Genomic DNA, 12,958 nt, shown 5'->3' with positions numbered 1-12,958 from the left:
GTCCGCTTTTCCGCCCTGGCTGCACAATGAAGTGCCCAGCTTCACTTTCAGCGCCAAGGCTTCACAGTCAACCACCGCGGTCACACGAGTCACCGTATCGGTGGATTGCCCGTCTGCTCGCTTGACCCGGCACCGTCCAGACAAACGGCCACGGCACCCGCCCCGACATGCACCGCCAGCACCGGACCCATCGGGGTAACCGTCGCCGGCTCGCACGCCGGTAGTCGCCGAGCCAGCGCGGCCGCCACTTCGTTGCCGCCGTCCGGGTTGGCGACATGGTGCACGGCAATAGCGGGCGAACCTTCCCCCACCACCTCACACACTCGGTCGATCATCGCTGTCGTGGCATGGCTGACGGTGCGAATACGTTGGGCCAGAACGAGTTTGCCGTCGTCGATGCGCAACAGCGGCTTGAGCGCCAGCGCGGTGCCCAACCATGCCTGGGCCCCGCCGATCCGGCCGCTGCGCCGCAGGTTGTCCAACCGGTGCACCACCATGAACGCCTGACTGCGCTCGGCCGCGGAACTCGCGGCGGCCGCGACGGTGTCCAGGTCGGCGCCGGCAGTGGCCGCACGGGCGGCCGCCAGCACAGTAAAACCGGTGCCCATCGCGGCGGACTTGGAATCGATCACCCGCACGGCCGGGCCGAGGTCCGCCGCAGTCCGTTGTGCCGCGCCGCAGGTTCCCGATAGCGCCGACGAAATGTGTACTGCCACAACGCCGTCGCCGCCACTATCGGTCAGCGCCTGCTGGTAAGCGGCGCTGAGTTCGGCCGGCGTGGCCGCAGCGGTGGTGGCGTGGCGTTTGTGGACGTCATCGGGAATCTCGTCCACACCGTCGCGCAGATCGGCGCCGTCGAGCAAGATGTGCAGTGGGACAACGCGTATCGCCAATTTTTCGCAGACATCGGCCGGCAGCCGCGCCGACGAGTCGGTGACCACGACGACAGACATCGGTTCAGCCGTGTGAATTCTGGCTCGGCACACCGGCTTCGGCCAGCGCCTTGAGCATCAGTTCCGCCACCGCCTGGTGGGCTTCGAAATTCCAGTGAATGCCGTCCGGGTTACCGAGTCCGCTCATAATCTGTTCACCCACAGCGGCTTTGAGATCCACCAACGGAATATCGTGCTGCTGCGCCCAGTCGGTGATGGCGGCCACGGTCCCCGCGCGGCCGTGGTGAGCCTTGCCGTACGTCTCCGCGATGTGCACCGACGGCAGCGACGCCACCATTGGGATACCCGGCCGGTTGAAATCGATTGCGCCACGAGTCTGTTCGAGGTATTCGGCACTCAAATGCGGCGGTAGCGCGGACCTGGCTATCGGCGACAAGCGCGGCTGCACCCACGCGTAGCCGTCACGGACCCAGCGCCGCAGCCGCGGCGGTCGCACGTAGCGAATCAGTTCCCGCAGCGCCGTCGGCAACACCGAAGGCAGCGAATCCATCCCGCTGGTGGCGAAGACTACCGCGCCCGCCCGGGGCAGCGCCGCCCAGGAGCGCGGGTCCTGCGTTGCCGCCCACCAGACGTCGCGGCAGGTCCAGCCGATACGGCCGATCAGCTCCAAATCCCAATCTAATTGTGAGGCAACGATATTGGGCCAAATCCGCGGATCATCGGCGGGCAGGCCACCGGTTGGGCCGTAATAGGACAGCGAGTCGGCGAAGACCAGCAGCGTCGGTCTGGCGCCAGAGGACATCCGCTTTTCAGAGGACATCGTTGGACACCTGCGCCGAAGCATTCCATACATCGAGGCGCCAGCGGATGCCGTCGAAATCATGCGAATCAGCGCCGTCTTCCGAATGGCCCGACAGCTGCACCCAGCTGCAATTGCCCATCCCACCCAAGACCGGCCAGTTGATGACCGGTAGCTTCAGCAACGCCGCAGACAAGGCGGCGATCAGGCCGCCATGGGCCACCAGCACCACCGGTCGCGCCGGTTCGCCCGCACCACCCCATTCGGGCTCACGAGAGACGATTTCGGCGACCAACGGCACACTGCGCGCGGCCACGTCCACCCTGCTCTCCCCGCCGTGCGGTGCCCACGTCGCATCCTCGCGCCAGGCCAGCCGGGCGCCGGGCGCCTCCGCATCGATCTGGCTGTGAGTCAAGCCTTGCCAGTCGCCCAGGTGGGTCTCGCGCAACCGCTCGTCCACCCAAACCTGCAGCCCGGTCCGCTCCCCCAGCATGAAGGCGGTGTCGGAGGCGCGATGCAAGTCCGACGACACGATCAGTAGCGGCTGCAGCTTGCCCAGCACCTCGGCTGCAGCGACGGCCTGGGCGCGACCCAGGTCGGTGAGCGCGCTGTCCAACTGTCCCTGCATCCGGCTATCGGCATTGAAGTCGGTTTGCCCGTGCCGCAGCATCACCAGACGACGGGTTCTCATGGCGCGCTCGCTGAGTTCGGCTGGTCGGACCCCAAATCCACCGGCACCACCGGGCAGTCACCCCATAGCCGATCCAGGGCGTAGAAGTTGCGGTCGTCCTGATGCTGGATGTGCACGACGATGTCGCGGTAGTCCAGCAGCGTCCAACGACCCTCCCGGGCGCCCTCACGGCGCGCCGGCTTGTAGCCCGCCCGGCGCATCTTCTCTTCGACTTCGTCGACGATGGCGTTGACCTGCCGCTCGTTGGATGCCGACGCGATGACGAAGCAGTCGGTGATGACCAGCTGACCGGAGACGTCGATGACGATGACATCATCGGCGAGTTTGGCTGCGGCGGCCCCGGCGGCGACCGTGGCCATGTCGACGGCTTCCTGAGTGGCCGTCATGCGTTGTTCCCCGCGGCCAGCGTGGACGTCGGGCTTACGGTCTCGTCGGGTTTGCGGTAGAGCCGACGTTTGGACACGTACTGCACGACGCCGTCGGGCATCAGGTACCACAGCGGGCGGCGCTGCTCGGCGCGCTGGCGACAGTCGGTCGACGAGATCGCCAGGGCGGGGATCTCGACCAGGGTCAACGCGTCCTCGGCCAACTCGCCCAGCACGCCGGTGATGTGGTCGTGGCTCAGTTCGTAGCCGGGCCGGCTGACGCCGATGAACCGCGCCAACTCGAACAACTCCTCCCAGCCCTGCCAGGACAGGATCGTGGCCAGCGCGTCGGCGCCGGTGATGAAGTACAGCTCGGAGTCCGGGTTCAGCGCGTGTAGGTCGCGCAGCGTGTCCCGGGTGTAGGTGGGTCCAGCGCGGTCGATGTCGACCCGGCTCACCGAGAAACGCGGGTTCGACGCGGTGGCGATCACCGTCATCAGGTAGCGGTCCTCGGCCGCTGACACGTGCCGGCGGCCCTTCTGCCAAGGCTGGCCGCTGGGCACGAACACCACTTCGTCGAGCTGGAACAGGTGAGCCACCTCACTGGCAGCAACCAGGTGGCCGTAATGGATGGGATCGAACGTCCCGCCCATCACTCCGAGCCTGCGAAGCTGCTTTTGCATGGTCTGCAAGCTTACTGGAGCAGCGGAAACGGTTGGGTCTAGGCAGTCCCGCAACCATTGACAAGGCAGGACGATTGGTGATTCCCAAGCGCCGACCCACGGAACTCGACGATCGTCGGCAAGCTGCTCGCACTCATAGATCGGCACGACGTGCGGTTCGTCGAGCCCCGCAGCGGACCGTGCCTCCCTCCATATGATGGATCCGCCGCCCATACCCTCCGCGCTGAGAGTTGACCTTCCGCTCGCGATGGACGAAGTGATCGCTACCGGAATGGCTAAGGAACCCGACGACCGGTATGCGACCACCAAAGATCTGGCAAAGGCTGCGTCAGCTGCGCTGGCCACGACCGCACAGCAGTCGGGCGTCTCAGTGCCAGATCCCCTTATCAGCCGCCAGGCTCCGCGCGAGCGTGACGGTAGCGTCACTGTGGGGGCCGAGCGTGACGCTAGCGTCACGCTCGGCACAAGAAAAAGACAGTCAGACCGGCAGCAGCTGGTCGATCACTGTGGCCAGCTGGCTGGCGGAGCGGCATTCGCGCATCGTGATCACTTCTTGGTAGCGCGGCACCGCCGAATCACCGCTGCCCCATAGGTGTTTGGGCTCGGGGTTCAGCCAGTGCGCATGCCGGCTGGCGGTCACCATGTGGGCCAGCAGGTCGGTTTCGGGGTTGCGGTAGTTGGTGCGCCCGTCCCCCAGCACCAGCAGCGAGCTGCGCGGCGACAGCACATTCGGAAACGCCTGCACGAACGACGCGAATGCGTTGCCGTAGTCGGAATGTCCGTCACGGCTGTAGACGCCGGCCTCGCGGGTGATCCGCTGAATCGCCACGGCCAGGTCGGCCTCGGGACCGAACATGTGGGTCACCTCGTCGGTGGTGTCGATGAAGGCGAACACCCGGACGCGGGAAAACTGTTGGCGCAGAGCGTGCACCAGCAGCAGGGTGAAATGGCTGAACCCGGCTACCGAACCGGACACATCGCACAGCACCACCAGCTCAGGCCGCGCCGGGCGGGGTTTGGCCAGCACCACGTCAATCGGCACCCCGCCGGTGGACATCGACTTGCGCAGCGTCTTGCGCAGATCGATCGCGCCCGCGCGGCTACGCCTCCGCCGGGCCGCCAGCCGGGTGGCAAGGGTACGGGCCAAGGGTGCCACCACCCGTCGCATCTGGCGCAGCTGATCACCGGAGGCCCGCAGGAACTCGACATTCTCGGAAAGCTGTGGGATGCCGTACATCTGGACGTGTTCACGGCCGAGTTGCTCGGCAGTGCGCCGCTTGGTTTCGGCGTCGACCATCTTGCGCAGCTGGGTGATTCGCTGTGCGGCAAGCGCTTTGGCGATCTGCTCCTGCGTCGGCGTGGGTTCGTCACCGTACGGGGCGAGCAGCCCGGCCAGCAGCTTGCCCTCCAGCTCATCCAGCGCCATCGCCTTGAGCGCCTGATACGAGGAGAACGACGGTCCCCGGCTGGAGTTGTACTTGCCGTAGGCCTCCACGATCCGCGCGATCATCGCGACCAGCCGCTCGTCCATGTCGGCGAGCTCCGGGTTGTCGGCGAGTAGATCCAGCAGCATCTGGCGCATCGCCTCGACGTCGTCGGGCGGCAGGGCGCCGTCTGCTTCGCCCGCACCCGCCTCATCGTCGGTGACCACCGCCCGCGCGCCCAACGCCGCGGGAAACCACAGATCGAACATGGCGTCATAGGTCTCGCGGTGATCGCGCCGGCGCAGCACCGCGCAGGCGAGGCCCTCGCGCAGCACCTCACGATCGCCCAGCCCGAGGGTGGCCATCACTCGTCCGGCGTCGACGGTTTCGGACGGGCCCACTGAAATGCCTGCCCCGCGAAGCGCTTTCACGAACCCGACCAGATGGCCGGGCAGCCCATGCGGGGCGAGCGGCCGGGTGGGTCGGATGCGGCGGGTGGCCATCAGTTGAGCCTCATCAGTTCAGCCGAAGTTCCCCGGACGCGCGCTGCTGGTCGGACTGGTGCTTGAGCACCACGCCGAGCGTCGCGGCAACCACCGCGTCGTCAATGGTGTCCAGACCCAACGCCAGCACCGTGCGACCCCAGTCGATCGTCTCGGCGATGGAGGGCAACTTCTTGAGCTGCATCCCACGCAGCACCCCGATGATGCGCACCAGCTCCTCGGCCAGATGCTCGGGCAGCTCGGGAACTCGCGACAGCAGGATGCGGCGTTCCAGGTCCGGGCTGGGGAAGTCGATGTGCAGGAACAGGCAGCGACGCTTGAGAGCCTCGGACAGTTCACGGGTGGCGTTGGAGGTCAGTAACACAAAGGGCGGCCGCTCGGCGGTGAGCGTGCCCAGTTCGGGGACGGTCACGGCGAAGTCGGACAGCACCTCGAGCAGCAGGCCCTCGATCTCGATGTCGGCTTTGTCGGTCTCGTCGATCAGCAGCACCGTCGGCTCCGTGCGGCGGATGGCCGTCAGCAGCGGACGCGACAGCAGAAACTCCTCGTTGAACACGTCCGTCTTGGTCGCCTCCCAGTCGCCGGACCCGGCCTGGATGCGCAGGATCTGCTTGGCGTGATTCCACTCGTACAGCGCGCGGGCCTCGTCGACGCCCTCATAGCACTGCAGCCGGACCAAACCTGACCCGGTGGCCTGTGCGACGGCCCGGGCCAACTCGGTCTTTCCGACGCCGGCGGGACCTTCCACCAGCAGCGGCTTGCCGAGCCGGTCGGCCAGGAACACCGCTGTCGCGGTGGCGGTGTCCGGCAGATAGCCGGTCTCGGCCAGCCGTCGCGAGACGTCGTCGATGTCGGCGAACAGCGGCGCAGGCCGAGCGGGCACACTCACAATCGAATTCTCCTAAGTACGGGCCTCAGGCCGGACGGGTCTGGCCGTCTCCCCACGCAATCCACTTGGTCGAGGTCAATTCCGGCAGTCCCATCGGGCCGCGGGCGTGCAGCTTCTGCGTGGAGATGCCGATCTCGGCGCCGAAGCCGAACTGCTCGCCGTCGGTGAACGCCGTCGATGCGTTCACCATCACCGCAGCCGCATCGACGCCATCGGTAAACCGTTGGGCAGCAGCCATATTCGTGGTGACGATGGCCTCGGTGTGTCCACTGCCGTATTCGTTGACGTGCTCGATCGCGGCGTCGACGTCCTCGACCACCGCCACCGCGATGTCCATGGACAGGTATTCGCGACGCAGCGCGTCCTCATCTGGGTTTTCGTCAAGACCACCGTGCACCGTCACCCCGGCGTCCTGTAGGGCGGACACCAGCCTGGGCATGGCCTGATCGGCGATCGCGGCATCGACCAGCAGCGTCTCGGCGGCGTTGCAGACGCTGGGCCGCCGGGTCTTGGAGTTCAGCAGGATTCGCTCCGCGAGGTCCAGGTCGGCGGATTCGTGCACGTAGACGTGGCAGTTGCCGACACCGGTCTCGATGGTGGGGACCTGGGCCTCGCGGACCACCGCGTCGATCAGGCTGGCCCCGCCGCGCGGGATCACCACGTCGACCAGGCCGCGAGCCTGGATCAGGTGAGTGACGGTGGCCCGGTCCGCCGCCGAGAGCAGCTGGACCGCATCGGCCGGCAAATCCTCGCTGACCAGCGAGGCACGCAACACCTCGACGAGCGCCTGATTCGACTTCGTCGCCGATGAACTCCCGCGCAGCAGCACCGCATTGCCGGACTTGAGCGCCAATCCGAACGCGTCGACCGTGACGTTGGGCCGGCCCTCGTAGATCATGCCGACCACGCCGAGCGGAACCCGCTGCTGGCGCAGCTGCAGCCCGTTGGGCAGGGTGTAGCCGCGCAGCACCTCACCGACCGGGTCGGGCAGGCCCGCGACTTGGCGCAGACCGTCCGCGATTCCGTCGATACGCTGCGAGTTCAGCGCCAATCGGTCCAGCATCGCGGCCGGGGTGCCAGCGGCCCGGGCGGCGTCCAGATCTTCGGCGTTGGCCGCCAGGATCAGCTCGGCGTGGGCCACGATCGTCTCAGCCGCGGCCTTCAGCGCATGGTCCTTGGCGACCGTCGGTAACAATGCGAGCGCGCGGGAGGCGACCCGGGCCCGGCGTGCGGCGCCGTGAACTTCCTGGCGCAAGTCGGGCTCTGGCTGCTGGGCCGTCCCGCTTTGGGATGGGGCTTGCAGGCTCATTTACTCAGGGTATCGGCGGTACCGGGGGCCTCACGTCTCGCCCCACCCGTTCGGTCCCTTGTTGGCCGTCGCTCAATCCAGCTTCACGGCAATGGCAATGCGTCGGCCGCGCGCAAACCGCAATGGACCGTTGCGAACCCGGTGCTCAGCGAGATGTAGCGGGCATCGACGAAGCCCGCTTCCAGCATCATCTTGCTCAGCTCGTCCCGCGACATCCAGGTTCGGATCGAATCGGCAGTGTAGTGATGGGCGTCGCGATGCCAGGCCACGGCCCAGCCCACCCTCGGCATCACGACAAAGTAGAGCAGGTCGTGAACGGCTCTCAGCCTCTTCGAGTTCGGCGTGCTGAAATCGAGCACCACCAACCGGCCACCCGGCCGCAGGACACGCCGGAACTCGCGTAGCGCCCGGCCCCGGTCGGCAACGTTGCGCAGCCCGAAGCCGATCGTGACGATGTCGAACGACGCATCCAGGAAACGCAGGTCCATGGCGTCGCCCTGCTGGAAGTCGACGGCCCCGGGCTGCCGCCGACGGGCGACCTGAAGCATCGCCGCGCAGGAGTCGACGGCCAAGACCTCGCCTTCCGGCCCCACCGCCGTCGCTTCGCGGAACGCCAGATCGCCCGTCCCCGTCGCAACGTCCAGGACTCGTTCGCCGGGCCGCAGGGCACAAAGCTTCATGGCCTGCCGCTTCCACACGCGATGCAGCCCGAGCGTCCACACATCGGTCATGACGTTGTAACGCGTCGCCAACACCGAAAACAGCTCATTGACGTAGCTGCCCTTGGCCTCGTCCGATTCGTTCCATCGCCGTGTGACCATCGCAAGCCTCCGCTTTGTTGTTTGGCAGTATGCGCTTGGCGCCGGCCCGCAGTATGCGAGTTCGTGGAGTTCGTTGTCGGCCGGCTTGGTGGCTGCGCGACCACTAACGTCGATGGAATGACGACGCGTGTCTGTGTGGTCGGCAGCGTGAACATGGATATGACGACGCACGTCGAGAGTCTGCCGCGCCGGGGTGAGACGGTGCTGGCCTCGTCGGTGACCTACTCACCGGGGGGCAAGGGCGGCAATCAGGCCGTGGCCGCCGCACGAGCGGGCGCGCAGGTCCAGTTCGTCGGAGCGGTCGGAGACGACCCTGCCGCCGAGCAACTGCGGGCTCACCTGCTGGCCAATGGCGTTGGGCTGGATGGGATCGCCACCGTGCCCGGACCCAGCGGGACGGCGCTCATCGCGGTGGATGCCGACGGGGAGAACATCATCGTGGTGGCGCCGGGCGCCAACGGGCGGCTGAGTGTCGAGAACGCGGCAGCACGGACGGTGCTCACCGACTGCGATGTGTTGTTGACCCAGTTCGAGATTCCGGTCGCGACGGCGCTGAGCGCAGCCCGGTCAGCCCGGTCGGCCGGAGCGGTCGTGATGGTCAATGCGTCACCGGCAGGTCAGGATCACAGCGCGTTGGCCGAACTCGCGGCAGTCGCCGACGTGGTGATCGCCAACGAATCCGAAGCCGACGAATGGCCATGGCAGCCAACCCACTTCGTGATCACCCTGGGTGCGCACGGGGCCCGCTACAGCGGTGCCGATGGCGAGTTCGAAGTCTCCGCCCCAGCGGTTGCAGCGGTCGACACCACCGGAGCCGGCGACGTGTTCGCCGGAGTCCTGGCCGCGAACTGGCCGCACAGCTCAAACCCTGCGCTGCGGCTGCGCTCGCTGCAGCGCGCCTGCATCGCCGGCGCGCTGGCGACGCTGGTGCAGGGTGCGGGCGATTGCGCACCGGACGCCGACGCGATCGACGCGGCGGAAAAGAACGGCTGACCAAAACAACTCGCAACGGCCGAGCTAGTCTTCGGGCACCTCACGCTCAATTTCGTCGAGCCAGATCCGCGCTGACATGTCCGACGGTGCGCGCCAATCACCTCGCGGCGACAACGCGCCGCCGTGAGACACCTTGGGGCCGTTGGGCAGTGCCGATCGCTTGAACTGGCTGAACGAGTAGAACCGCTGCGCAAAGATCTGCAGCCAGTGCCGAATCTCCTTGAGCGAGTATGACGGTCGTTTGTCCTCCGGGAATCCCGGCGGCCAGATACCGCGGTCGGGATCGCTCCAGGCATGCCACGCCAAGAACGCGATCTTCGACGGCCGGAACCCGAAGCGCAGCACCTGAAACAGCGAAAAGTCCTGCAGGGCAAACGGGCCGACCTTCGCCTCGCTGCTCTGCAGTTCCTCCTCCTCGCCGCTGGGCACCAGTTCCGGAGTGATCTCGGTGTCCACCACCGACTGCAGCACCTCGCACACTTGCGACTCGAACTGCTCCGAAGAGATGACCCAGCGGATCAGGTGCTGGACCAGCGTCTTGGGCACACCGGCGTTGACGTTGTAATGCGACATCTGGTCGCCGACACCGTATGTCGACCAGCCCAGCCCGAGCTCGGAAAGGTCGCCGGTGCCCAGTACTATCCCGCCGCGCTGATTGGCCAGCCGGAACAGGTAGTCGGTGCGCAGCCCGGCCTGGACGTTCTCGAAGGTGACGTCGTAGACCTTCTCGCCGTGTGCGAACGGGTGGTCGATCTCCTTGAGCATCAGCTTCGCGGTTTCGGTGATGTCGATTTCGGCGAAGGTGACGCCGAGTGCCCGGCACAGCTCGATCGCATTGCGCTTGGTGCGATCTCCCGTCGCGAATCCGGGCAGCGTGAACGCCAGAATGTCGGTGCGGGGCCGCTTTTCCCGATCCATCGCACGTGCCGCGACGATCAGCGCGTGTGTCGAGTCCAGCCCGCCGGAGATTCCAATGACGAGCTTGGGGTAGTCCAGCGCACGCAACCGCTGTTCGAGCCCGGCGACCTGGATGTTGTAGGCCTCATAGCAATCCTGTTCCAGCCGTTGTGGATCGGCCGGAACGAACGGGAACCGCTCGACTGTGCGCAGCAGCCCGATGTCCCCGGCCGGCGGGTCCAGCCGGAACTCGATGGGCCGGAACGAATCCGTCAGCGCACGGTGGTGACGCCGGTTGTCGTCGAAGGTGCCCATCCGCAGCCGCTCGGAGCGCAGAAGCTCAAGATCGACGTCGACGACCGAACGGCGCTCTCCTTTGGGGAAACGCTCCGAAGCGGTGAGCAACACCCCGTTTTCCCAGATCATGGTCTGGCCGTCCCAAGCCAGGTCGGTACTCGACTCTCCCTCTCCCGCCGCGGCGTAGACATACGCGGCTAGGCACCGCGACGAAGCCGAGCGGGCGAGCAGGCAGCGGTCCTCGGCGCGGCCGATCGTGATCGGGCTCCCCGACAGGTTGGCCAGCACCGTCGCACCCGCCAGCGCTGCCTCGGCACTGGGCGGGACCGGTACGAACATGTCCTCGCAGATTTCCACGTGCAGCACGAAGCCGGGCACGTCGGACGCCGCGAACAGCAGATCGGGACCGAACGGAGCTTGCAACTCGCCAATCCGAATGGTGCCGCACTGGTCGTCCCCAGGCGCGATTTGACGACGTTCGTAGAACTCCCGATAGGTCGGCAGGTACGACTTGGGCGCCACGCCCAGCACGGCGCCGCGGTGAATGACGACGGCGGTGTTGTAGATGCGATGGCGATGCCGCAGCGGCGCGCCCACGACCAGCACCGGAAGCAAGTCGACGGACGCCGCGACGATATCGGACAGTGCGAACTCGACCGCGTCGAGCAACGAATCCTGCAGCAGAATGTCCTCGATGGAGTAGCCCGACAGCGTCAGCTCCGGGAAGACGGCCACCGCAACGGAGTCGTCATGGCACTCGCCGGCCAACCGCAGAACAGCAGCGGCGTTCGCCGCCGGATCGCCGATCGTGGTGTGTTGCGTGCACGCGGCGACCCGGACGAAACCCTGGCTATAGGCGTTGTAGAAGTCCATCTCCCCTCCATTCTCGCCCGGCTGGTGTCAACCCCGGGTCGTCGGGTATCAACACAGCATGAGCGACACTGCTGTGTTAGTGGTCGACATGCTGAACTCCTACGAGCATCAAGACGCCGAAGATTTGATACCCAATGTCGCCAAGATCATCGACCCGCTGGCCGATCTTGTCCGCCGCGCGCGTAAATCCGAGGCCGTCGACGTGGTGTATGTCAACGACAACTACGGCGATTTCACTGCCGAGTTTTCCGACATTGTCCGCGCTGCGCTCGACGGCGCGCAGCCTGACCTGGTGAAGCCGATCGTGCCGGGCGAGGACAGCCGCTTGCTGACCAAGGTCCGCCACAGTGCGTTCTACGCGACACCGCTGGAGTATCTGCTGAGTCGTCTGAAAACCAAGCGGGTGATCCTGACCGGACAGGTCACCGAACAGTGCATCCTCTACAGCGCGCTGGACGCCTATGTACGTCACTTTCCGGTGGTGGTCCCGACGGATGCCGTGGCCCATCTGGATGCGGAGTTGGGCAAGGCCGCGCTGAAGATGATGGAGCAGAACATGTCAGCCCAGCTCACGACCGCGGCAGACTGCCTGGGATAGCCTCGAACAGGTGACGGTTCGCTGTGCAGAATCGCCCGAGTTGGTCGCTCTGCTGGCCGGTCGCCGGGTCGCGGTGCTGACCGGCGCGGGGATTTCCACCGAGTCGGGCATTCCCGACTACCGGGGCCCCGATTCACCGCCAAGCAACCCCATGACCATCCAGCAGTTCACCTCGGATCAGGCGTTCCGGCAGCGGTATTGGGCGCGCAACCATGTCGGCTGGCGCCGCATGGACGACACCCGGCCCAATGCCGGGCACCGGGCGCTCGTCGCGCTGGAGCACGCCGGAGTGGTGACGGGCGTGATCACTCAGAACGTCGACCTGCTGCATACCAAGGCGGGCAGTCAAAACGTCGTCAACCTGCACGGCAGCTACGCGCAGGTGGTCTGCCTGGGTTGCGGCTACACCATGAGCCGCAGCGCGCTCGCCGAACGGCTCGAGACACTCAACCCGGGCTTCACCGAGCGCGTAGAAGCTATCGGTGGACTGGCGGTGGCTCCGGACGCCGATGCCGTCGTCGCCGACACCACGTCGTTTCGGTACCTCGACTGCCCGGCCTGCGCCGGCATGCTCAAGCCCGACATCGTCTACTTCGGCGAGAGTGTGCCCAAAGACCGTGTTTTACAAGCGTATTCGCTGGTCGACCAGGCCGAAGCGCTGCTGGTGGCGGGCTCGTCGCTGACGGTGTTCTCCGGCTACCGATTCGTTCGTCATGCCGCGTCCGTTGGCATGCCGATCGCCATCGTCAACCGGGGGCCGACCCGTGGTGACGGGCTGGCGGACGTCAAGGTCGACGGCGGCTGTTCGGAGCTGCTGGCACTGCTCGCCTCCGAACTTGCCGAGCTGTCCTTGGCGCGCCCAGACGCAGAATCGCCCTATCTGGCGCCGAAATAGGCGATTTTGCGTCTGCTCGCGCTAAGGA

13 protein-coding genes are annotated in these 12,958 nt (G+C 66.4%); 3 read left to right on the top strand and 10 right to left on the bottom strand.

From position 1 onward, the window contains the following. Nucleotides 1-89: 89 nt before the first annotated feature. From AC5Y21_RS13150 to AC5Y21_RS13110, 9 genes are all read right to left on the bottom strand, one after another. The gene (locus AC5Y21_RS13150) at nt 90-953 is read right to left on the bottom strand and encodes a DegV family protein (protein ID WP_499912880.1); all 864 of its coding nucleotides are present in this window, start codon (nt 951-953) and stop codon (nt 90-92) included. A gap of 4 nt (nt 954-957) precedes the next feature. Then, complete coding sequence (octT, locus tag AC5Y21_RS13145) at nt 958-1,695, bottom strand: diglucosylglycerate octanoyltransferase (protein WP_499912891.1); 738 nt, start codon at nt 1,693-1,695, stop codon at nt 958-960. Nucleotides 1,696-1,702: 7 nt separating this feature from the next. Further along, nucleotides 1,703-2,383: a glucosyl-3-phosphoglycerate phosphatase gene (gpgP, locus tag AC5Y21_RS13140; protein WP_499912879.1), complete on the bottom strand. Its 681-nt coding sequence runs from the start codon at nt 2,381-2,383 to the stop codon at nt 1,703-1,705. Continuing rightward, nucleotides 2,380-2,769: a ribosome silencing factor gene (gene rsfS, locus AC5Y21_RS13135; protein WP_499912878.1), complete on the bottom strand. Its 390-nt coding sequence runs from the start codon at nt 2,767-2,769 to the stop codon at nt 2,380-2,382. Before rsfS ends, gpgP begins: the two co-directional genes overlap by 4 nt. Next, nucleotides 2,766-3,431 carry a nicotinate-nucleotide adenylyltransferase gene (nadD, locus tag AC5Y21_RS13130; protein WP_499912877.1) on the bottom strand — a complete coding sequence of 222 codons (666 nt, stop codon included), beginning with the start codon at nt 3,429-3,431 and terminating at the stop codon, nt 2,766-2,768. Before nadD ends, rsfS begins: the two co-directional genes overlap by 4 nt. Before the next feature lie 478 nt (nt 3,432-3,909). Then, nucleotides 3,910-5,358 (bottom strand): vWA domain-containing protein, encoded by a 1,449-nt coding sequence (locus tag AC5Y21_RS13125; protein WP_499912876.1) that lies wholly within the window; start codon nt 5,356-5,358, stop codon nt 3,910-3,912. 13 nt (nt 5,359-5,371) lie between these two features. After that, nucleotides 5,372-6,247 (bottom strand): AAA family ATPase, encoded by an 876-nt coding sequence (locus AC5Y21_RS13120; protein ID WP_499912875.1) that lies wholly within the window; start codon nt 6,245-6,247, stop codon nt 5,372-5,374. A 25-nt stretch (nt 6,248-6,272) separates the two neighbouring features. Further along, entirely contained in the window at nt 6,273-7,556 is a 1,284-nt protein-coding gene (locus AC5Y21_RS13115) for a glutamate-5-semialdehyde dehydrogenase (RefSeq protein WP_499912874.1), read from the bottom strand. 83 nt (nt 7,557-7,639) lie between these two features. Beyond that, complete coding sequence (locus AC5Y21_RS13110) at nt 7,640-8,377, bottom strand: ubiquinone/menaquinone biosynthesis methyltransferase (RefSeq protein WP_499912873.1); 738 nt, start codon at nt 8,375-8,377, stop codon at nt 7,640-7,642. A gap of 117 nt (nt 8,378-8,494) precedes the next feature. Between AC5Y21_RS13110 and AC5Y21_RS13105 the strand changes: the two genes are divergently transcribed. Further along, nucleotides 8,495-9,370 (top strand): ribokinase, encoded by an 876-nt coding sequence (locus AC5Y21_RS13105; RefSeq protein ID WP_499912872.1) that lies wholly within the window; start codon nt 8,495-8,497, stop codon nt 9,368-9,370. Nucleotides 9,371-9,394: 24 nt separating this feature from the next. Here AC5Y21_RS13105 and AC5Y21_RS13100 read toward each other — a convergent pair whose 3' ends face one another. Next, nucleotides 9,395-11,437 carry an NAD(+) synthase gene (locus tag AC5Y21_RS13100; RefSeq protein WP_499912871.1) on the bottom strand — a complete coding sequence of 681 codons (2,043 nt, stop codon included), beginning with the start codon at nt 11,435-11,437 and terminating at the stop codon, nt 9,395-9,397. A 58-nt stretch (nt 11,438-11,495) separates the two neighbouring features. Here AC5Y21_RS13100 and AC5Y21_RS13095 point away from each other — a divergent pair, with 58 nt between their 5' ends. Beyond that, nucleotides 11,496-12,035: a cysteine hydrolase family protein gene (locus AC5Y21_RS13095; RefSeq protein ID WP_499912870.1), complete on the top strand. Its 540-nt coding sequence runs from the start codon at nt 11,496-11,498 to the stop codon at nt 12,033-12,035. Between the two features lie 10 nt (nt 12,036-12,045). Continuing rightward, a complete protein-coding gene (locus AC5Y21_RS13090; RefSeq protein WP_499912869.1) occupies nt 12,046-12,930 on the top strand; it encodes an SIR2 family NAD-dependent protein deacylase in 885 nt (294 codons plus the stop codon). Nucleotides 12,931-12,958 lie beyond the last annotated feature (28 nt).

The sequence above is a fragment of the Mycobacterium sp. NGS41 genome (assembly GCF_059812725.1).
This window is presented reverse-complemented; position numbering and strand designations above follow the sequence as displayed.

Coding starts and splice junctions, on each gene's coding strand:
- gpgP (WP_499912879.1), bottom strand. CDS start 2,383: ATGAGAACCCGTCGTCTGGTGATGCTGCGGCACGGGCAAACCGACTTC.
- AC5Y21_RS13100 (WP_499912871.1), bottom strand. CDS start 11,437: ATGGACTTCTACAACGCCTATAGCCAGGGTTTCGTCCGGGTCGCCGCG.
- rsfS (WP_499912878.1), bottom strand. CDS start 2,769: ATGACGGCCACTCAGGAAGCCGTCGACATGGCCACGGTCGCCGCCGGG.
- AC5Y21_RS13095 (WP_499912870.1), top strand. CDS start 11,496: ATGAGCGACACTGCTGTGTTAGTGGTCGACATGCTGAACTCCTACGAG.
- AC5Y21_RS13110 (WP_499912873.1), bottom strand. CDS start 8,377: ATGGTCACACGGCGATGGAACGAATCGGACGAGGCCAAGGGCAGCTAC.
- octT (WP_499912891.1), bottom strand. CDS start 1,695: ATGTCCTCTGGCGCCAGACCGACGCTGCTGGTCTTCGCCGACTCGCTG.
- AC5Y21_RS13150 (WP_499912880.1), bottom strand. CDS start 953: ATGTCTGTCGTCGTGGTCACCGACTCGTCGGCGCGGCTGCCGGCCGAT.
- nadD (WP_499912877.1), bottom strand. CDS start 3,431: ATGCAAAAGCAGCTTCGCAGGCTCGGAGTGATGGGCGGGACGTTCGAT.
- AC5Y21_RS13125 (WP_499912876.1), bottom strand. CDS start 5,358: ATGGCCACCCGCCGCATCCGACCCACCCGGCCGCTCGCCCCGCATGGG.
- AC5Y21_RS13115 (WP_499912874.1), bottom strand. CDS start 7,556: ATGAGCCTGCAAGCCCCATCCCAAAGCGGGACGGCCCAGCAGCCAGAG.
- AC5Y21_RS13105 (WP_499912872.1), top strand. CDS start 8,495: ATGACGACGCGTGTCTGTGTGGTCGGCAGCGTGAACATGGATATGACG.